Origin of the sequence: Vibrio lamellibrachiae, assembly GCF_050337265.1 — a bacterium.
GTDB classification, from domain to species: domain Bacteria; phylum Pseudomonadota; class Gammaproteobacteria; order Enterobacterales; family Vibrionaceae; genus Vibrio; species Vibrio kyushuensis.
In genome coordinates this window covers 15245-35839 of sequence record NZ_JAKJSU010000011.1, presented here as the reverse complement: position 1 = coordinate 35839, position 20595 = coordinate 15245, and the positions used below count along the sequence as shown (strand labels likewise).

Below are 20595 nucleotides of genomic sequence, written 5' to 3'. Positions count from 1 at the left end.
AGCCCCAGTATTAGCTGGGGTTATTTTTAGGAAGATTATGAGCGAACAAACGCTAACATTGAAACAATCTGGGGTTCGCTGGCTTTGGCTTGCGGTCTTAGTGTTTATTGCTGATATTGCTATCAAGTTATTTGTGATGGACGCCATGGGTTATGGTTGGGCAAATCGTATCGAGGTTTTGCCATTCTTTAACTTTCTCTATGTACATAACTACGGCGCAGCATTTAGCTTTCTAGCTGATCAGCCGGGTTGGCAACGATGGTTTTTCAGTGGCATCGCTTTCTTGGTGACAGGAATGCTGACTTACTGGATGAGTAAGTTACCTTCTACCGATAAATGGAATAACATCGCTTACGCAGCCATTATTGGCGGAGCACTAGGTAATGTTTTTGATCGTGTGGTTCATGGCTTTGTTGTGGATTACCTAGATTTCTTTTGGGGTAGCTACCACTGGCCAGCGTTTAACTTAGCGGATGCTGCTATTTGTATTGGTGCTGCGATGATTATCTTGGATGGCTTTCGTAAGAAAGACGAAGCTAAGAAATCAGAATCGAAATAGCTTGAGCTAAAGTTAATCTAACTGGTTCAGCCCTTCAAAATTGAAATAACCCTAAGCGCTATCTGTTGTTCAGTTAGCGCTTTTTGTTTACCCTGCATTTACATCACACACCAAGGAAGACACGAATCGTGGCAAGCATACAAAAAGACTCCGCAGTAACGCTTCATTTTACAATAAAACTTAATGACGGCTCAGTCGCTGACAGCACTCATAATATGGGTAAACCAGCCAAGCTAATTATTGGAGATGGTAGCCTAAGTGATAATTTTGAGCAGTGCTTGATAGGGTTATCTTCAGGTGAAAAGCGATCTATTGAACTAAAAGCGCAAGACGCATTTGGTATGCCTAATCCTGATAATGTTCATTACATGGATAGAGCGAAATTTGTTGGAGACTCTGAAGTTGAAGTCGGTACAGTCATGGCTTTTGCTGGACCTGATGGCGTTGAGATCCCTGGAATTATTACCGACATTGCCGGTGACTCAGTGACGGTTGATTTTAATCATCCATTAGCTGGGCAAGATGTGACCTTCGACGTAGATATTTTGTCTGTCGAGTAACTTGTGTAGAATAGCGACCAATTAAGAAGAACTCGCATGAGTAATGACATGAAAATCCTTTTAGCTAACCCTCGCGGTTTTTGTGCTGGTGTCGATCGCGCTATCAGTATCGTTGAGCGTGCGCTTGAAATGTACCAGCCTCCTATTTATGTTCGTCATGAAGTCGTTCATAACCGATTTGTTGTTGAGGGGCTTAAACAGCGCGGTGCTGTGTTTGTCGAAGAACTTGATGAAGTGCCAGACGGTCAGATTGTTATTTTCTCTGCGCACGGTGTATCTCAAGCTGTTCGACAGCAAGCAAAAAAACGTGAGCTGACCGTCTTTGATGCAACTTGCCCATTGGTAACGAAAGTTCATATGGAAGTGGCGAGAGCAAGCCGAAAACATATGGAAGTCGTGTTGATTGGTCATGCTGGTCACCCTGAAGTCGAAGGCACAATGGGTCAGTATGCGAGTGACGAAGGTGGCATGTACCTCGTAGAAGTCCCTGCTGATGTTGAGATATTAAAGAGCAAAGTAAAAGATGCGTCTCATCTTCACTATGTAAGCCAAACAACGCTTTCGGTTGATGAAACCGCTGACGTTATTGATGAGCTTCGCCGTGTATTCCCAGACATTCAGGGGCCACGTAAAGATGATATCTGCTACGCCACTCAAAACCGCCAAGATGCGGTTCGAGAACTGGCTAACGATGTCGATGTTGTCGTTGTTGTTGGATCAAAGAACTCCTCCAATTCTACGCGTCTTAAAGAGTTAGCAGAAAAACTCGGTACACCTGGCTATCTAACTGATTGTCCCGAAGATATTAAACCGGAATGGTTTGACGGCAAAGTGAAGGTAGGGGTTACGGCGGGAGCTTCTGCACCTGAAGAGCTTGTGGACCAGATATTAGGTCGTATCCAAGAGCTTGGGGCTACGTCAATTGAGAATGTGTTAGGAAGAGAAGAGAATATGTTCTTTGAAGTTCCTAAAGAGCTTCAAATAAAACAGATCGATTGATTTCAATATAAAGACTTAAGAAAACCCACTGAATTCAGTGGGTTTTTTATTACCAACTAGTAACTAGCAATAACCCGATCGGCTAGCTAAACAGTACCTCTAGGTTCTTGCGTTTGATTATAGGGAGTGCTCGAAGGTGAAAATCTAAGCTCCATTTTATTGGGTCAATTTGACAGAGCGCTAAGAAACCACCGGCTAGTGCAACGTTTTTATAAAAGTGAATCATTTGCCCTGATGAGTTTGGGTCAAAGTGAAATATGAATCCCGAGACGACTGAAAAAATTGACAAAATAGCCGCGATAGCGCGAGTCGAGAAGCCTAACAGTATTGCAAGACCGCCCCCCAGTTCTAGTAAAATCACCGCTGGTAACAAAATCCCGGGAATCGACATCGACTCCATGAAACCTTGCGTGGCTGAAAAGTTGTGTAGCTTTCCCCAGCCCGCCTGAATAAAAATAATGCTAAGTAATAACCTAGATACCAAGGTGGCAATATATCTGAGCTGTGTATTCATAATGATCTCCTAAAAATTTCTAGTAGCCTAGCGGAGGCGGTTTCTAGAAGATATTCTGAAAATCAGGACAGGTTATTTTGAATTTTAGTAGACACAGATTTACACAATTTTATCTCCTATTATCCCTCGTTCTACTGCTACCCTGATGGCACTTTAGTCAAAGAGTCTGAGTTATTGTGTTAAAAAAGACGCTTCCATTAGATACGTTACAGATATTAGATGCTCTCGATCGTGAGGGGTCTTTTGCGACAGCTGCTGTACGCGTTAATCGTTCTATTTCGGCGATAAGTTACCAGATCCAGAAATTGGAGGATGAGTTAGACGTATTGCTTCTCGACCGTTCTGGACATCGCGCAACCTTTACCAAGGCTGGAGAGTTTCTATTAGATAGGGGACGATTATTACTGAAGGCATCCGATGATACCGTGTCAGCCCTTAAGGAAGTGGCATCTGGCTGGGAAGAAACGCTATCAATATCTTACGATGGGATTGTTGGCCAAGAGCAGATACTAAAACTGGTAAAGATACTGAGCGATACATGTATTACTCAGCTTAAAACCAAAGAAGAGATACTGGTTGGAGGGTGGGAAGCATTAATACAAGAACGGACTGATATATTGATATCTTCACATCCGAGTATAGAACTTCCCGGTTCGATAAAGGTTAAAAAAGTAGGTGAGATAGAGATGATTTGGGTAGCTTCCAATTTAAGCCCTATATTGTCTGAATTAGCCCCGACTAATGATGCAGTAAGGAAGCAATACAAAGTCGTTGCGGTCGCTGACTCCGCCGTTGACGCGCCAAAAGCGACGAAAAATATCTTATACAATCAGCCGGTATTTACCGTCGGCTCGATGCAAGATAAATTGAGTGCTATTAAAGCCAACATAGGGATTGGCACCCTACCTAGAAACTTGATTAAACATGAACTTAATTCAGGGGAATTGATCGAATTTTGTTTGGCGAAGAAGGTCGATCTTGTCGTTGCTTGGAAACGCGCAGAGATGGGGAGAGCCAAGTCACTGTGTATAAAAACGCTCGAGTCTATTGCCGTTTAGAAAGAAAGGGCTCTACTTAGTAGAGCCCTTATTATTTATCGATTTCTAGCAATGAATTTTGAGGCTTCAGCTTGCTTACCTTCCTCTGTGGTAGCAGTAAACTTATGAACTCTCTGGCTATTCTTTTTATAAAAAAATGCTCTTCCGTTCTTATCGGTAATCTTATTTTTTTGCCCCAATAGTGAGCTCTCTATTTGAGCATTCTCAACAGGTTGACCATTTTCAGTGACCGTGACTCTCACTTTGTTGTGAAAGTCTTCAAAAGACATCGCGAGCTGCGCATGAGCTGTAAAACTGATTGAAGTGAGCAGCGCGATAACTAATGGATATTTTTTCATTTTCATTCTCTTAGAGTGTTTGGGAATGAAATGAATATACGTTTCCGCAGAGTGGTTTGATAACGCAAAGAATATAACGAGTTGTTCTAAAGTTTAGGATAGCTAAACAAATAAAATTTATTGATAGAAATGACGTAAAAAAGCCAGTCTGGTAAGACTGGCTTTCTAAACAAGAAGTACTTAAGTGGTAATATTATACCGTGTCAGTTACTGCTTTTGGTTTTTCTTCATCTGCTAAATCTGTATCACCTTTGCCTTTTGAAATCTTAATTACATAAGCAGCAACAGCGAGTGCGAATAGAACACCAGTAACGGTTGAAACTGGCATTGCTAGACCGAAGCCAAGCGTGCTGTTGTTTAGGATGAAAGTCACGACAACACTGGTCATAAAGATTGCAGGAACTGTTGTTACCCAGTGTAGTTTGTTGTGGCGTAGTAGGAATGCAGAAGCTGTCCAAAGCATCATTACTGCTGTTGTTTGGTTAGCAAAGCCGAAGTAGCGCCAGATGATACCGAAATCAACTTGAGTTAGGATGCCACCAAGAACGAACAGTGGTAGAGCCATCAGTAGACGGTTACGCAATGTTTTCTGTTCCATGTTGAAGTACTCAGCAAGGATCAGACGGCTTGAACGGAAAGCTGTATCGCCAGAAGTGATTGGTAGAATAACCACGCCTAGGAACGCTAAGATACCGCCAAATACGCCCAGAAGACCAAATGAAGCGCTGTAAACAACCGCACCAGGACCGCCATTTGCCACTGCATCACCAAGTGACTCAACTGAACCAAAGAATGACAGAGCAAGTGCACACCAGATTAGAGCGATAATACCTTCACCGATCATTGCTCCGTAGAATACAAAGCGGCCATTCTTTTCATTTTCCATACAACGAGCCATTAGTGGAGACTGAGTTGCGTGGAAGCCAGAGATAGCACCACAAGCGATGGTGATAAATAGTGCAGGCCAAAGTGGCATATCGTTAGGGTTCATGTTGTTGAACATGTCGCTAACTTCAAATCCACCAAGAACAGTGTGCTCACTTGATACGGCAACCGCTGTGATTAGGCCAACAGACATGAAGATCAGTAGTGCGCCGAACAGTGGGTAGAAGCGACCAATGATTTTATCAACAGGTACAATCGTTGCGATAACGTAGTAACCAAAGATGATAGCAACCAAGGTTGTCATGCTAACGTTCAAGTCAGTTTGATCGTTGATTAGGTTAGTAATCATTCCTGCAGGTGCAGATACGAATACGACACCAACAAGCAGCAACAAGACAATGGCAAAAATGTTCATAAAATGTTTGGCGCCTTTGCCTAAGTAGCGGCCTGTGATTGTTGGTACAGAAGCACCACCATTACGCACAGAAAGCATACCTGAGAAGTAGTCATGAGTTGCACCAGCAAAGATACAACCGATAACAATCCAAAGCATCGCGGCTGGGCCATAAAGCGCACCCATGATAGGTCCGAAAATTGGGCCAACACCAGCAATGTTTAGCAGTTGAACTAGGTAAACTTTAGGGGTAGACATTGGAACATAGTCAACGCCGTCAGTTTTAGTGTGAGCTGGGGTTTGACGTTTTTCATTGATGCCGAATACTTTCTCAATGAAAGCGCCGTAAATAAAGTAGCCGCCGATTAGAGCCGCAACACAAGTTAGAAACCACAACATAGGGTCGTCCTTTGGATTAAATTATCAGTTCAGTTTGTATATTAACCAGCCCTATTGATAGAAACATCCACTAAAGCACTCAGTGGTCATATCGTGTTTTTAATGGTGTTTTATACAATTAAGTGGTTCTGGAGCAAACTCAATGGATGAAGTGTTGTATCGAGTGGTCGATAAGCAAAATAAAAGGTGGGACGATAAAATTAAGTGGCAGGATAGTAAAATAACTGGCATGTTGGCCTACAGTAAATAGAGATATGACGTCATAAGCGAAAGGAAAATAATGAAAAAAATTATCGCATTAGCATTAGTTAGCTCTTTAGTTGGTTGCGTAAGCAGTACCGAGCAGTTAGCTGAAAGTGGTGACTGGTATCAAATAGGATACCAAGATGGAGTTAAAGGACACACAGAGCGCTCATACAAAGACTTAGCCAAACTGGGTGGAGCAAAGCAATCAGAATACACTGAAGGTTATACGGAAGGTGTTACTGAGTACTGCAACCCAAATTTTGCGTATCAGATGGGAATATCTGGTCAGTACTATGAAGGCGTATGTGAAGGTATGCCAGATTCACAAAAATTTCGTATGGAATGGCAACGAGGTTGGGCTGAATACAGTAATTAGTTTTGGCGATATAATTGCCTTAGTAAGTTACTTTATGGTGATAGATCTTGATAAAAACAGTGATTAGGTTTAAGAACGTAATCACTGTTTTTGACCTTATATATTTTGAAAGTAATCGTTTGGATTACTCTTTTAATGCAGTTTGATTCTCTTCAACTGCTTTTCTCAAGAAGCCATCTTGATGACAAAGTTGTTGCTTCGCACTCTTTAAATCTAATCCCGTCAGTATCATTAGAATAGCCAGTTTTACATCGTAGTCTGTCTGTTTAAGCGTTTCAGTAGCTTGGGTGGTATTACACTCTGTGGCTTGAGTGACGATGCGAGCGGCACGAGCGACTAGTTTTTTGTTGGTTGCTTTTACATCAACCATTAGGTTTTGATAGCTCTTCCCAAGTCGAATCATACTGGCCGTGGTTAGCATATTGAGGACAAGCTTTTGCGCCGTTCCTGATTTTAATCGAGTCGAGCCAGTTAATGCTTCTGGGCCAACGACTGGGCTTATTGCAATTTTGGCAATATCGGCAATGGGTGAGTCAGGGTTACATGACAACGCAACTGTCGCGGCTCCCATATCATTCGCATATTCTAGAGCGCCAATAACGTAAGGGGTACGGCCACTTGCTGCTATTCCAACCACCACATCTCGGCTTGTGAAATTGATGTTTTTAAGGTCGTCGACGCCAAGTGTTAGCGAGTCTTCAGCTCCTTCTTTTGCTTTCAGTATTGCTTCTGGTCCACCAGCGATGAGGCCAATGACCATTTGGTCTGAAACACCAAAAGTCGGAGGGCATTCGGATGCGTCTAATACACCGAGTCGCCCACTTGTACCGGCACCCATATAGATAAGACGGCCGCCAACTTTAAACGCTTCGGTGATGGTATCTACTGCGTTGGCTATATTCGGCAGTTCTTTTTCCACCGCAATAGGCACTTGCATGTCTTGTTGATTAAGGCGCTGTACGATTTGCTCCGCTGAGAGCAGATCAATATCCATTGTTTCTGGATTACGCCCTTCAGACACAAGGTGAGAAAGTGCAGAAATGAGAGCATCGTTAGTCATGGTTATCCTTAGGAAAAATCATTGAGCAAAATACAAGACGCCGAGTGAAGCCGATTGACTGGCTCCAGTGACTTCAGGAAGGTTGCTCGGTAAATTGTGAATACGGCGCTGTGCTAGCCATGCAAATGCGATGGCTTCCATAAAATCAGCATCGACGCCTTTTGAGGAAGTTGAAGCGACGTGCCATTGTGGCAATAGCGTCGCTAATCTAGCCATGAGCAGTGGGTTATGAACACCGCCGCCACAAACAAGAAGTTCAGGAGAATCACCAAATTGATAACGCGTCACTTCTTCTACGATGGTGACGACAGTAAATTCGCACAGCGTTCTCTGAACATCTTCTGGTGTTAAATGAGAAAAGGGTATTAGCTTTTCTTCCAACCAAGGTAGGTTAAATAATTCACGACCAGTGCTTTTAGGTGGTGTTAGCGACAGATAAGGCTCTTCTAATAAATTCGCTAACAATGCTTGGCTAACATTCCCCTTCATTGCGAACTGCGCATCTTTGTCGAACTTAAACCCTGTATGTTTATAGCTCCAGGCATCCATCAACATGTTCCCTGGGCCAGTATCGTAGCCGAGTGCTTTTTTCTCAGGGCGTAATACTGAGATATTTGAAATGCCACCTATATTCAGAGCCACAACTGTACTGTTCTTCGCTTTAAAAATCGTGTTGTGAAAGGCAGGCACTAATGGAGCACCTTGCCCGCCAAGGGCCATGTCTTTTCGCCTAAAATCGGCAACAGTATTGATACCGGTTTTAGTAGCGATAATATTGGCGTCACCAAGTTGCATGGTAAAAGGGTGAGTGCCCGTTGGTTGATGAAATACCGTTTGGCCATGATTACCGATAGCAGTGATGTCTGATGCTTTTAGATTAGCTTTCTCTAGCAACTGCAGAATAGCATCGGAAAATAAGTGCCCAAGCTGATGATCGAGTTGCCCAATGTTGATCAGACTTGTCTTCTGGCCAATGCACACGTCTAAAAGATCTTGCTTTAATACGTCCGGCATCGGGAATTCATCGTGAACGATCAGCTCTACTTTTTCGTCAGTAATACTCACAAGCGCAGTATCAACTCCGTCCATACTGGTTCCGGACATAACACCAATATAAAGCTCTGAGTTCATTTTATTTCTCCTAAGCTGAAAGCTTGAATTCGATTGCTGGCGATAACGTCAGCACCATCTAAGGCATTGCCTTGAACTGGTATGCAACGAGATTGAATATCCGATGATAACCTATCTTGATAGTACTTCCCTAAACTTCCCAGAAAAGCGATAGGCAAGGTGTTTTGGCTACTGCAAATTCGTGTCAGTTGCTCTACATGTACTATCCCACTGTTTGCAATTTTTAGTGCAGTAGGGCAATGACCTACCAAATTGGTGATCTCACGAGCGAAATACGCATAGCTGGTCGCGTTGGCATTTTTTACCCAATTTAATATCTGGCTACGTTCTGAGCCAATTGCAGACATTATATAAGTGGTTAATTGAGATGTAGATCTAGTGTCTATAGATCTAAGGGTTTCCTGAACGGCTTGAAAGCCAAGCCATGCTCCTCCTGCTTCATCCCCAATAGGAAACCCCCAACCGCCATATTGATGGGTATGTTGATTGTCGTCTAATTGTAACGCGACTGACCCTGTGCCTATCGCAATACAATTGACGGCTTTTCCTAAGTTAGCACCATAAACGGATATCTCAGCATCAGACGTTACATAACGATGAGGATAATGCCCTAATGCTTTATTTAATATTGCCTTTAGATGCTCATTACCAGCCCCGGCAACCCCAATAACCACATAACATTGCTGCGAGGAAATTTGATGCTTTTCCAGTGTGTGGTTAATGTTGTTAACAAGCAGATCAATGCCTTGTTTCCCATACAAGGTTAACGAGCTTGATGGCACTATTAGTTCATCAATTTTTTCTGCGACTGGACTAATACGACCGAGTCTGATGGCGGTTTTAGTCCCGCCACCATCAATTGAGAGAATGTGCGTGATCATTGGCTATGCCGTTTGCAATTCATCAACGTGTTGAGGTTGTTTTTTTCCAGCAACACAAATGATAAGAGAGACAAAGGTACCGACACATAATTGATATGGGAATGCTAAATGTGTACCAACCCAATCAGGGTAGATAACCCCAAAAACAGCATCCCATACGTAGGCCTGCATCAGTAGCGTCGTTAGAAAGCCAGCTATTAATGCTAGAGCTACAGATGTTTCATTACCACGACTGGTAAAGAGGGCAGTGAAATAAACACCTAATAGACCAGTGTAGGCAAATACCATCACACTTAGAGCAAATGACAATAGAGGCATGTCGGTGTGTTGTTGCCAGTAATAACATAGGATGCCCATGCTTCCTAAGGCAAGCGCGGCGACTGCCATACCAAAACGTCCCGCTTTAACGTAATGAAGATCGTCTTGCTGGCCTTTTCGTGCTTCTAACCAAGGTTTATAGATGTCTTGAACGGCGACGGAGGACATTGAGTTTAAGCCTGAGTTTAATGTTGAAAGAGCGGCAGCTACAACGCCTACAGTCACTAAACCACGCAGGCCAGCAGGCATTTCATTAAGGACGTAATACATGAAAATAGTCACGTTTTCGCCATTAAAGTTTTGTACGACCTCTTTGCCTTCTATCCCCATTAAGTCAGGTCGTTGATAAAACACATAAAGCAGCAAGCCGATAGACATAAATAGTAGAACAACAGGAATAGAGAAAATAATCGAGTTGATCATCGCTTGCGAGCCTTGCTTGGCATCTTTACAAGTTAATACTCGCTGAGTCATATCTTGATCTAAGCCAAATGCACCGATATTTAGCAATACAAAACCTGTAATACAAGCCCAAAAACTGAACGTACCTGCGGGGCTAAAGTCGAGACTGAAGTCGAGCAAGGTTAGCTTTGACGATTGACCTTCACCCGGGTTCGCTAATACCTGTGTGATTTGGCTAAAGTCGGCTGGAATCTGGCTAAGTAGATAAATGATGACAGCGATAGCAGCCCCGACATACACAACGAGCTGAATGAGGTCACTCCAAATAACTGAGCGAATTCCACCCATGTAAGTGTAGGCAAGCCCGATTGCAACGAGTATGACAACGGAACTTATCACGCTACTAGGGTCTATATTGGTAAACAATATCATCGATACTGCGATAGCAGCCATGTATAGACGAGAACCAGAAGCAAACACTCGCCCTACAAGGTACATGATGCCTGCTCGTTGTTTGGTCTTTTCACCAAAGCGCACTTTTAATAGCTCGTAAACCGTTGATACTTTGTTTTTATAAAAACGAGGGATCAGTACCAATGCAACAAATATAGCGCCAATGATGCCGCCGATATTGGTCGCCAAATAGGTCAGATCTCCCCGGTAGCTAGATTCAGGACCACCTAAAAAAGTAGCGGCTGACTGGGACGTCGCAAGAACAGAAATTGCTACGACCCACATAGGCATAGTATTACCACCTAAGAAATAGTCCTTTGTACTGGTGATTTTTGTTCGGCTGAAATGCCAACCCGTATAGGCGATAACGGCGAAATATATCGCAAATACGGCCCAGTCAAGCGAGGTAAATAGTGAATTCATAGCAACTCCATAGCATGAATAGATGTGAGGGTACTTATTATTATCTTTTCAGAATGCCTGCTTGAATAACGAGTTTCAAAATCTATTCCGTGGTGGAATAATCACCAGTTGTTTTTTATGACAACGCTCCCAGAAGGTGTGATTAACTATTCCTAATTGATGGAGTGATAGGAATAATTATTCCTTATTAAGTGTTTTACTCGCTATGATGTTTGAAGATAAACAATGAGCCATATTTTTGTTATGAATTCAGAATACTTAGGAAATAAATAGCATGAAAGGGATAGCTAAAGTAAGGGCGCTATTACCAAAGCTGTCTCCATCAGATACGTTGGTGGCACGTTATGTATTGGAACACCCTCAACAAGTTAAACAGTATTCTTCTCCTGAACTGGCAAAAGCGATTGGTGTTAGCCAATCAACAATTGTGAAGTTTGCCCAAAAGCTTGGGTATAAAGGGTTCTCGGAAATGAAGGTGAAGTTGTATCAGCATGATATTTCTTATCAACCGATCTCACAGCGTGGTATCCACGGCACTATTACTAGGCAAGATGATCCAGACAAAGTAATGGAGAAGCTCCTTTCTAGCAAAACCGTCTCTCTAGAGCGAACTGTGTTATTAAATGAAGGCGATCAGGTAAAATATGCGGCTGATGCTTTACATTTAGCGAGTAAGGTACAAATCTCAGGGGTTGGCTCATCTTCGCTGGTGGCAAAAGATCTCGCCTATAAATTGATGAAGATTGGGCATTCGGTCAGCGCCGAACAAGATGCACACATTCAAATTGCCAATGCAGCTTCTCTTTCTGAAAATGACGTCCTGATAGCGATCTCTTACTCAGGAAAAACAAAAGAAGTTGTTAAAGTTGCACAATTAGCAAAGTCTAAGGGTTCAAAAGTAATCGTAGTGAGTCAGCTATCACCGTCACCTCTGGATAAATATGCGGATATCAAATTAGTGACGGCGGCGGATGAAGATCATATTCGCAGCTCGTCTATTACGGCACGAGACAGCCAGCTATTTATAACGGACTTGTTGTTTATTGCATTAACACAGCAAGAAGAGCAAGCCGACCAATTAATCGAACAAAGCAAATCCGCAGTAGCGGCTTTTAAGCAATAAAAGGAAAAGAGTATGGGACCGTTATGGGTAGATGTCGCGGGTTATGAACTGACAGCAGAAGATAAAGAAATTCTTGAGCACCCAACTGTGGGAGGCTTGATCCTATTCTCTCGAAATTATCATGACAGTAAACAGCTTCTTGCTCTTAATAAAGAGATTCGCAAAGCCGCTAAACGCCCAATATTAATTGGTGTCGATCAAGAAGGTGGCCGTGTCCAACGCTTCCGAGACGGTTTTTCCATTATTCCAGCCGCCCAAGAATTCGCTAAACATAAGCAAGGCGAAGAGCTGGCGCAACAAGCAGGTTGGTTGATGGCGGCTGAACTTATTGCTCACGATATTGACCTGAGTTTCGCTCCTGTGCTGGATAAAGGGCATGACTGTAAAGCAATCGGAAGCCGTGCTTTTGGTGAAACGGATGACGTGATTATTCGTCACAGTAGTGCTTATATGAAAGGGATGAAATCAGTTGGAATGGCGACGACGGGTAAGCATTTTCCTGGTCACGGTGGTGTGATTGCCGATTCGCATTTGGAGACGCCATACGATCATCGAGAAGATATCTTCCAATCAGACATGGCGATCTTTAAAGCTCAGATTGAATCGGGTATTTTGGATGCGATGATGCCTGCACACGTTATTTACCCTCATTATGATGCTCAACCAGCAAGTGGTTCTGAGTATTGGCTTAAACAGATCCTACGCCAAGAGCTTGGCTTCAAAGGGCTAGTTTTTTCAGATGACTTAACGATGGAAGGCGCTTCTATTATGGGAAGTCCAGCAGAGCGTGCACATCAGTCATTGGTTGCGGGGTGTGACATGCTGTTGGTATGTAACAAGCGAGATGCCCAAGTGGAAGTATTAGATCACTTGCCAATTATGGATGTACCAACTGCCGATGCGTTACTCAAGAAGCAGTCATTCAATTTATCTCAACTGCACAGCTCTAGTGAATGGAAACAGGCGTCGGAAGCAATGAAAGTGGCGCTTGGTTAGTTTCTACTTTCTAGTTTAAAAGCTGAGTTGATTAAAAGCCGCAGGAATGTGGCTTTTTTAATTTGCGCTTTCAGTATTATTAATCAATAGGTACAAGGGTTAATGAAAGCCAAGCATCTCTTTCAGATTCTTTAAGTAACGTCGGCTTACTGGAACTTGATGATCGGAAGAGGTAATGATCTCGGCTAAACCATTTTCTAGAAGTTTAATCTCTTTAATCGATTTGGTATTCACTAGGTACTGTCTATGACAACGAACCAGTGGCGTTTTTTCTTCCAATACCTTTAGCGTCAGCTGACAAGTTGCAGTTTGGTCTGTCGTCTGCACCTGAACACCGCTAATATCTGTGCAAGCGAACTCTACCTCAGCCGTGGGAATGATCATGATTCGATTCAACCCGATACAAGGGACCTGTTCAAGTGTTTGTGGCGCGATGGCTGATATATTTTGTGGTAATGGGCTTGTGTGTTTTTGCAGTCGAGCTATTGTCTTATTGAGGCGAGAAGTGTCGACAGGCTTAAGTAAATAATCAAACGCATTGTCTTCAAAGGCCTGAATGGCATATTCATCATACGCGGTGACAAACACGACGTGTGGCATGGTATCAGGATCGAGCATACCCAGTAATTCAATCCCCGTAATCTGGGGCATTTGAATATCTAGAAACACCACATCAGGTTTTAATTGATTGATTTTTTTCAACCCTTCAATCGCATTGCTTGCGGTATCAAGTACAGTCACTTTGCCTGTCTCTTCTAGAAGCTCTGATAGCTCTTCTCGAGCAAACAATTCATCATCAATCACCAAAGCTGAAAGCATGTTCATTCCTTAATGGTTTTCTTGAGAGGGGATAATAAAGCTCATTCGAGTGTATTGATTCTCTTCAACTTCAATTTTTAGTGCTGCGTCACGGCCAAATTTATTGGTTAAACGTTTATCAACAATCGACATCCCCAAACCGGAGTGATCTTCATCCGGTGTTTGGTAGCTACCAGCGTTATCTTCGACCACAATGCGTTGACCTTTCAATACCGGTTGATTGTAAATACGAACTCGACCGCCTTCTAAAAGCTGAGATGTGCCGTGTTTTATCGCATTTTCAACCAAAGGCTGGAGTGTAAAGCTTGGTAATCTGCGTGCTAGCAGGGTGTCATCAATATTAACATCAACATCTAGCCGGTCACTAAAACGAGCTTTTTCAATGGTTAGATAAGAGTTCACGTGCGCTAGTTCTTCTTTGACGGTGACGGTCTCTATGTTCTGCTTCAGGTTGCTTCGAAAGAATTGAGATAGGTGCTGAATGAGATCACGCGCTTTATCCGGATTACGGCGAATGACGGCATTAATGGTATTGAGCGCATTAAATAGAAAGTGTGGGTTAACTTGAGCATGCAGTAGCTTGATCTCTGCCTGCGATAGCAACATCTGCTTTCTTTGATAGTCACCAAAAAGGATCTGGCTTGATAGCAGCTGTGCAATGCCTTCTCCCATCGACATATTGATTGTTGAAAACAGTTTTCGTTTTGGTTCGTAAAGCTTAATGGTGCCGATCACTTCATCGCCAGCTCGCAGCGGAATGATCAATGCCGAGCCTAACTTACAGTTCGCAGAGAGTGAGCATTGATAGGGGGCTTCTTTTCCATCAAGGTACTTGATCTTATTTTCTTTTATCGCATCCAGCGTGCTTGTTGAGGAGATTGGAGTATTTGGTTCATGGTGATCATCGCCAATGCCAACAAAGGCCAGTATCTTTTTGTCATCGGTAATGGAAACCGCGCCAACATTGGTTTCTTCATACACGATACGGGCGATTTTTTCTGCATTTTGACTATTAAAGCCAAGAGCTAGAATTCCTACAGAACGTTCCGCTATATTTAGTGCTCTGCGTGAAAAGGTAGCTGAGTATTCTTCAAAAATGGTTTTTCTATCTTGTAAGATACTCATAAACAGAGCAGCACCAAAAGAATTGGCAATGATCATCGGCGCAGCAATATCTGAGACTAGGGCATACGCTTGCACAAACGGCTTTGCGACAACCAAAATAATCAGCATCTGTACTATTTCAGCAAATAGAGTGACACCAAATACAACGGTAGGGCTAAATAATAGGCTTATTTTGTTTTTTCTAACAAAGTATATATGCAGTAACCCGCCAATAAGACCTTCTGCTGTTGTTGAAATCGCGCAAGCGACATCGGTAAACCCACCTAAAGAGTAGCGATGCATTCCTCCCGTTAGACCAACAAAGAATCCGACAACAGGTCCACCGAATAACCCTCCCATTACCGCACCAATGGCACGCGTATTAGCGATAGCATCATTGATTTGGAGGCCGAAATAGGTACCCAAAATACAGAACAATGAAAAAAGTATATAGACGCTAACTTTATGGCTGAGTCGATTTGAAATACTCAAGAGTGGTAGAAAAATCGGGGTCTTACTGAGCATGTAAGCTAAAACAAGGTAGACACACATCTGTTGAAGCAAGGAGAGGATAAGATCCATAATGACATCCAGTAATAGTCTTAGTCATATTTTAGATAAGAAAAAGGCAAGAAAATACCGTTTAGTTGTGATTTTTTAATTTAGCGCTGATAATGATGTGGTGTAAATATTTATTTACGATCAATGTTTTTTATAGTTTACACTTGAAATCTAAATACATCCTGTTAAGTTATCAATTAAGATTGTTGTGAGAGGTGTTTCTCACTGTTTGTAAATATAAATGTACAGGTGTAGTTATGCAGAAAAGTGAGTTAAGTAATATTAATATTAGCGATGAGCAGGTGTTAATTACGCCTGAAGAGCTAAAGATAAAACTACCTTTAAGTGATAACGCACGCCGATTTATACAAGAATCACGTCAAACAATCGCTGATATTATTCATAAAAAAGATCACCGTTTATTAGTCGTATGTGGTCCGTGCTCTATTCACGATCTAGATGCAGCAAGAGAGTATGCAAAGAGACTAAAAGCGCTTTCTGAGCAACTGAGTGATCAAATATACCTTGTTATGCGTGTTTACTTTGAAAAACCACGTACAACCGTTGGTTGGAAAGGGCTTATTAATGACCCTCATCTAGATGGTTCATTTGATATTGAGCATGGTCTTCATGTTGGCCGTGAGCTATTAGTTGAATTAGCCGAGATGGAGATTCCATTGGCAACCGAAGCGCTTGATCCTATTAGCCCTCAATATCTTGCTGATACATTCAGTTGGGCAGCAATTGGCGCTCGTACCACAGAATCACAAACTCACCGTGAAATGGCTAGCGGACTTTCTATGCCTATCGGCTTTAAGAATGGCACGGATGGCAGTTTATCTACTGCGATTAATGCGATGCAAGCTGCTTCATCGAGTCACCGTTTTATGGGAATTAACCGAGAAGGTCAGGTCGCACTTTTAACGACACAAGGCAACCCAAATGGCCACGTTATTCTTCGTGGTGGTAAGCAGACAAACTACGATTCAGTATCCGTTACTGAGTGCGAGCAGGACATGGCTAAGTATGGGTTAGATGCTTCTCTGATGGTTGACTGTAGTCATGCTAATTCACGTAAAGATTACCGTCGTCAGCCATTGGTTGCAGAAGATGTTATCCATCAAATTCGTGAGGGTAATCAGTCGATTATCGGCCTTATGATTGAAAGTCATATCAATGAAGGTAGCCAGTCATCGGATCTCGCTCTTGATGAGATGGAATATGGTATTTCCATCACGGATGCGTGTATCAATTGGCAATCAACTGAGGCACTATTAAGACACGCGCACACAGAATTAGTGCCGTTTTTGGAAAATCGCCTAAAAGGGTAATAAAGGAATTAGAATGGCCGTTGAGTTAAACGAGTTACGTGATCAAATTGATGCAGTAGATAAACAAATCTTGGATCTACTCGCGCAACGTTTGTCATTGGTAGAGAAAGTCGGTGAAGTAAAAAGCGAACATGGATTACCTATTTATGCACCAGACAGAGAAGCGGCAATGCTGGCATCTCGTCGTTTGGAGGCAGAAAAGAAAGGTGTACCACCTCAGCTTATCGAAGATATATTACGCCGTACAATGCGTGAATCTTACGCCAGTGAAAAAGACTCCGGCTTTAAATGTCTAAACCCTGAATTACGTTCTGTTGTGATTGTTGGTGGTAAAGGCCAATTAGGTGGCCTGTTCGGTCGCATGTTTACTTTGTCTGGCTACCAAGTAAAAGTGTTGGGTAGTCAAGATTGGGACCGAGCGGATGAAATTCTAGGCAATGCAGGGCTTGTTGTTGTCACGGTTCCAATTCATTTAACTCAAGGCGTAATTGAAAAGCTATCGAACTTGCCTTCAGATTGTATCTTATGCGACTTAACGTCCATTAAGTCTAAGCCACTACAATCAATGCTTGAGGTTCACCAAGGTCCAGTTGTTGGTTTGCACCCAATGTTTGGTCCTGATGTTGCGAGCTTAGCTAAACAGGTAATTGTTTACTGTAACGGCCGTGGTGAAGATAGTTACCAATGGTTGTTGAAACAGTTCTCTATCTGGGGAGCGTCTTTATGCCCAATCGACGCCAGTGAACATGATCATGGCATGACTCTGATTCAAGCACTGCGTCACTTTACTTCTTTTGCATACGGTCTGCATTTAAGTAAAGAAAACCCAAACATTGACCAATTATTGCAGTTAAGCTCTCCGATTTATCGCCTTGAACTGGCAATGGTTGGGCGTCTATTTGGCCAAGATCCGAACCTTTATGGTGACATTATTTTCTCTTCGCAAGAAAATATAGACATGATTAAGCGATTCCATCAGTGCTTTGGTGAAGCTTTAGAAATATTAGAAGGCCAAGACAAAGCCGGCTTTATCGAGAGCTTTAATGGGGTAAGTGGTTGGTTTGGTGATTACTCATCACAGTTTATGAATGAAAGCCAAAACTTGCTAAAACAAGCAAATGACGCAATTCATCGTGGTTAATTTATTCCATCACTAGTTTATTTCGTCGCTAACTTACACGGCAGACGTTAATTTCTAAAAGAGCAGCTTACTTAAAGCTGCTCTTTTTGTTTACTGGTCTTTTAGTTGATCAAGCTACAGGTGCTCACCCAAATCAGATAGATGCTCAATATCGCGATGAAGTAAGCTGTCATCACCGACATTCAATTCAATTAATCGTTTTAGGTGGCTAATACTTTCGATATCGATGTGATCGATACTGGCATGAATTATGTTGTTATTTATGTTGACCAAGTTAACCACCATATCAATAACAATATCACTGTCTGGAAGGGAAAACTGGATGTCGGCCATCATGTTTAGGTCAAGATCTTCACAGCTTGCTTCTGCACTCAATAGTACCCCATGCAGTGATAGGTCTTGAATACTAGCATCTACCGCTATGTGTCCTTGCGTTATAGCTGCTGGTGCTTGGTATATAACTCTTGAAAATCGACGTTTTTCAACCATAGTAAACTCTCTTCTTTTTTAAGTACTCATTTAATGCATGCGTACTCTAAATACATATTGTCTTATCATAACAAAGTGACCGTACAATCAATGTGTTGTAGCTCGTAGAACAACTTTTACGCAATAGGCTTTGAATAAAAGAGCTATGGAGCGGAAACAACAAAGGCCGCAGAGTATAGCGGCCTTTGATTACTGTGCTATCAGAGTATTAATAACTACGAGTTACTTAGTAATACGCTTGTACTTGATACGATGTGGCTCTACTGCCGCAGCACCAAGTGTCTTCTTCAGCCACTCACTGTATTCAGTATAGTTGCCTTCGTAGAAGTTAACCTGTCCTTCATCGCGGTAATCTAGAATGTGTGTTGCGATACGGTCTAGGAACCAACGGTCATGCGAGATAACCATGGCACAACCAGGGAACTCAAGCAGCGCTTCTTCTAAAGCACGCAGTGTTTCAACATCAAGGTCATTGGTTGGCTCATCGAGTAGAAGCACGTTGCCGCCTGTTTTTAATAACTTAGCTAGGTGAACACGGTTACGTTCACCACCAGACAAATCACCAATAATTTTCTGTTGATCATTGCCTTTGAAGTTGAAACGAGAGCAGTATGCGCGAGCAGGGATTTCGAAGTTGTTGATCTTAATAATATCAGCTCCTTCAGAGATCTCTTGGAATACTGTTTTCTTATCATCCATGCTGTCACGGAATTGATCAACAGAAGCCAGTTTAACGGTTTCACCAAGCTCAACGGTTCCTGAATCTGGTTGCTCTGCACCACTTAACATCTTGAATAGTGTTGATTTACCAGCACCGTTGGCACCCACGATACCCACGATGGCACCTTTAGGCATGCTAAACGATAGGTCATCAATAAGAACGCGATCACCGAAAGACTTAGTTAAGTTGTTTACTTCAAGAACTTTGTCACCTAAGCGCTCACCTGGTGGAATGAACAGTTCATTGGTTTCATTTCGTTTTTGGTAATCGTTAGTTGTCAGCTCTTCAAAACGTGCCATACGTGCTTTAGATTTAGCTTGACGGCCTTTAGGATTTTGACGAACCCACTCAAGTTCTTTCTCAATGGTCTTCTGACGAGCACTTTCACCCGATTTCTCTTGCTTTAGACGCTCATCTTTCTGCTCTAGCCAAGAAGTGTAGTTACCTTCCCATGGGATACCTTCACCACGGTCTAGTTCAAGAATCCAGCCGGCTGCATTATCAAGGAAGTAACGGTCGTGGGTAATCGCCACAACAGTACCGTTGTAATCAACGAGGAAGTGCTCAAGCCATGCAACAGATTCTGCATCCAAGTGGTTGGTTGGTTCATCAAGTAGCAACATGTCAGGCTTTTCAAGAAGTAAGCGACAGATAGCGACACGGCGGCGTTCACCACCTGATAAGAATTCAACCTTTGCATCCCACTCAGGAAGACGTAGTGCATCAGCAGCGCGTTCTAGTGCGTTATCTAGGTTGTGCCCATCTTTTGCTTGAATTAACGCCTCTAGCTCGCCTTGCTCTTTCGCTAGCGCATCAAAGTCTGCATCAGGTTCTGCATAAGCAGCATAAACCGCATCTAAGCGAGTTAGAGCTCCTGCAACATCAGAAACGGCTTCTTCAACGATTTCTCGAACCGTTTTCGACTCATCAAGAACAGGTTCTTGAGGTAGGTAACCGACTTTTAGACCTGGTTGTGCACGTGCTTCACCATCAATATCAGTATCGATGCCTGCCATAATACGCAGTAAGGTTGATTTACCAGAACCGTTAAGACCTAAAACACCAATTTTGGCACCAGGAAAAAAGCTTAATGAGATGTCTTTTAGAATCTGACGTTTAGGTGGCACAGTTTTGCTCACCCGAGACATGGTATATACGTATTCAGCCATTGCCGATCGTTCCTAATTTTAAGGGTACAAAGGAGTTATTTTATACCAATTGAGATGGTTTTGTTACTGAGGACGCATCTTTTATCCAAGGAATAATATGAACAAGTCTCAAAGAAAAAAGGGATTCAGATAAACTTAAATAAAT

The 20595-nt window shown here is 42.6% G+C and carries 20 protein-coding genes; 9 read left to right on the top strand and 11 right to left on the bottom strand.

The features are described from left to right. Positions 1-37 precede the first annotated feature (37 nt). The 3 genes from lspA to ispH all read left to right on the top strand — a co-directional run bounded on the left by lspA (position 38) and on the right by ispH (position 2118). Positions 38-559 carry a signal peptidase II gene (lspA, locus tag L4C54_RS18340; RefSeq protein WP_428809298.1) on the top strand — a complete coding sequence of 174 codons (522 nt, stop codon included), beginning with the start codon at positions 38-40 and terminating at the stop codon, positions 557-559. Between the two features lie 128 nt (positions 560-687). Further along, positions 688-1119 (top strand): FKBP-type peptidyl-prolyl cis-trans isomerase, encoded by a 432-nt coding sequence (gene fkpB, locus L4C54_RS18335; RefSeq protein ID WP_428809297.1) that lies wholly within the window; start codon positions 688-690, stop codon positions 1117-1119. A gap of 36 nt (positions 1120-1155) precedes the next feature. Beyond that, on the top strand, positions 1156-2118 hold the full coding sequence (gene ispH, locus L4C54_RS18330; RefSeq protein ID WP_428803284.1) for a 4-hydroxy-3-methylbut-2-enyl diphosphate reductase: 963 nt from the start codon (positions 1156-1158) through the stop codon (positions 2116-2118). Positions 2119-2200: 82 nt separating this feature from the next. On the opposite strand, the gene L4C54_RS18325 is transcribed toward ispH, so the two are convergent. Continuing rightward, positions 2201-2632: a DoxX family protein gene (locus L4C54_RS18325; RefSeq protein ID WP_428809296.1), complete on the bottom strand. Its 432-nt coding sequence runs from the start codon at positions 2630-2632 to the stop codon at positions 2201-2203. 176 nt (positions 2633-2808) lie between these two features. Between L4C54_RS18325 and L4C54_RS18320 the strand changes: the two genes are divergently transcribed. Then, positions 2809-3690, top strand: coding sequence for a LysR family transcriptional regulator (locus L4C54_RS18320; protein WP_428809295.1), 882 nt, complete (start codon positions 2809-2811; stop codon positions 3688-3690). A 35-nt stretch (positions 3691-3725) separates the two neighbouring features. Here L4C54_RS18320 and L4C54_RS18315 read toward each other — a convergent pair whose 3' ends face one another. Both L4C54_RS18315 and L4C54_RS18310 read right to left on the bottom strand, forming a co-directional pair. Next, the gene (locus L4C54_RS18315; RefSeq protein ID WP_428809294.1) at positions 3726-4028 is read right to left on the bottom strand and encodes a hypothetical protein; all 303 of its coding nucleotides are present in this window, start codon (positions 4026-4028) and stop codon (positions 3726-3728) included. 193 nt (positions 4029-4221) lie between these two features. After that, the gene (locus L4C54_RS18310; protein ID WP_428809293.1) at positions 4222-5706 is read right to left on the bottom strand and encodes a carbon starvation CstA family protein; all 1485 of its coding nucleotides are present in this window, start codon (positions 5704-5706) and stop codon (positions 4222-4224) included. A gap of 280 nt (positions 5707-5986) precedes the next feature. On the opposite strand from L4C54_RS18310, the gene L4C54_RS18305 reads away from it, so the two are divergent. Further along, entirely contained in the window at positions 5987-6328 is a 342-nt protein-coding gene (locus L4C54_RS18305) for a DUF2799 domain-containing protein (protein ID WP_428809292.1), read from the top strand. 124 nt (positions 6329-6452) lie between these two features. On the opposite strand, the gene murQ is transcribed toward L4C54_RS18305, so the two are convergent. From murQ to L4C54_RS18285, 4 genes are read right to left on the bottom strand one after another with little or no spacing between them, the layout of a single operon-like run. Beyond that, the gene (murQ, locus tag L4C54_RS18300; protein WP_428809291.1) at positions 6453-7388 is read right to left on the bottom strand and encodes an N-acetylmuramic acid 6-phosphate etherase; all 936 of its coding nucleotides are present in this window, start codon (positions 7386-7388) and stop codon (positions 6453-6455) included. Between the two features lie 18 nt (positions 7389-7406). Further along, complete coding sequence (locus L4C54_RS18295; RefSeq protein ID WP_428809290.1) at positions 7407-8519, bottom strand: anhydro-N-acetylmuramic acid kinase; 1113 nt, start codon at positions 8517-8519, stop codon at positions 7407-7409. Next, on the bottom strand, positions 8516-9400 hold the full coding sequence (locus L4C54_RS18290; RefSeq protein WP_428809289.1) for a glucosamine kinase nucleotide-binding domain-containing protein: 885 nt from the start codon (positions 9398-9400) through the stop codon (positions 8516-8518). Before L4C54_RS18290 ends, L4C54_RS18295 begins: the two co-directional genes overlap by 4 nt. A 3-nt stretch (positions 9401-9403) precedes the next feature. Further along, a complete protein-coding gene (locus L4C54_RS18285; RefSeq protein ID WP_428809288.1) occupies positions 9404-10996 on the bottom strand; it encodes a sodium:solute symporter in 1593 nt (530 codons plus the stop codon). Between the two features lie 274 nt (positions 10997-11270). On the opposite strand from L4C54_RS18285, the gene L4C54_RS18280 reads away from it, so the two are divergent. Continuing rightward, a complete protein-coding gene (locus L4C54_RS18280) occupies positions 11271-12119 on the top strand; it encodes a MurR/RpiR family transcriptional regulator (RefSeq protein ID WP_428809287.1) in 849 nt (282 codons plus the stop codon). 12 nt (positions 12120-12131) lie between these two features. After that, a complete protein-coding gene (gene nagZ / locus L4C54_RS18275; protein WP_428809286.1) occupies positions 12132-13115 on the top strand; it encodes a beta-N-acetylhexosaminidase in 984 nt (327 codons plus the stop codon). A 99-nt stretch (positions 13116-13214) separates the two neighbouring features. Here nagZ and btsR read toward each other — a convergent pair whose 3' ends face one another. Both btsR and L4C54_RS18265 read right to left on the bottom strand, forming a co-directional pair. Beyond that, positions 13215-13934: a two-component system response regulator BtsR gene (gene btsR / locus L4C54_RS18270; protein WP_428809285.1), complete on the bottom strand. Its 720-nt coding sequence runs from the start codon at positions 13932-13934 to the stop codon at positions 13215-13217. Between the two features lie 9 nt (positions 13935-13943). Then, on the bottom strand, positions 13944-15620 hold the full coding sequence (locus tag L4C54_RS18265; RefSeq protein ID WP_428809284.1) for a LytS/YhcK type 5TM receptor domain-containing protein: 1677 nt from the start codon (positions 15618-15620) through the stop codon (positions 13944-13946). A 236-nt stretch (positions 15621-15856) separates the two neighbouring features. Here L4C54_RS18265 and L4C54_RS18260 point away from each other — a divergent pair, with 236 nt between their 5' ends. Both L4C54_RS18260 and tyrA read left to right on the top strand, forming a co-directional pair. Then, positions 15857-16930 carry a 3-deoxy-7-phosphoheptulonate synthase gene (locus L4C54_RS18260; protein ID WP_428809283.1) on the top strand — a complete coding sequence of 358 codons (1074 nt, stop codon included), beginning with the start codon at positions 15857-15859 and terminating at the stop codon, positions 16928-16930. 13 nt (positions 16931-16943) lie between these two features. Then, on the top strand, positions 16944-18071 hold the full coding sequence (tyrA, locus tag L4C54_RS18255) for a bifunctional chorismate mutase/prephenate dehydrogenase (RefSeq protein WP_428809282.1): 1128 nt from the start codon (positions 16944-16946) through the stop codon (positions 18069-18071). Positions 18072-18185: 114 nt separating this feature from the next. Here the strand turns inward: tyrA and L4C54_RS18250 are convergent, their stop codons facing one another. Beyond that, positions 18186-18560, bottom strand: coding sequence for a PilZ domain-containing protein (locus L4C54_RS18250; RefSeq protein WP_428809281.1), 375 nt, complete (start codon positions 18558-18560; stop codon positions 18186-18188). A gap of 222 nt (positions 18561-18782) precedes the next feature. Next, the gene (ettA, locus tag L4C54_RS18245; protein WP_428809280.1) at positions 18783-20450 is read right to left on the bottom strand and encodes an energy-dependent translational throttle protein EttA; all 1668 of its coding nucleotides are present in this window, start codon (positions 20448-20450) and stop codon (positions 18783-18785) included. Positions 20451-20595: the final 145 nt, after the last annotated feature.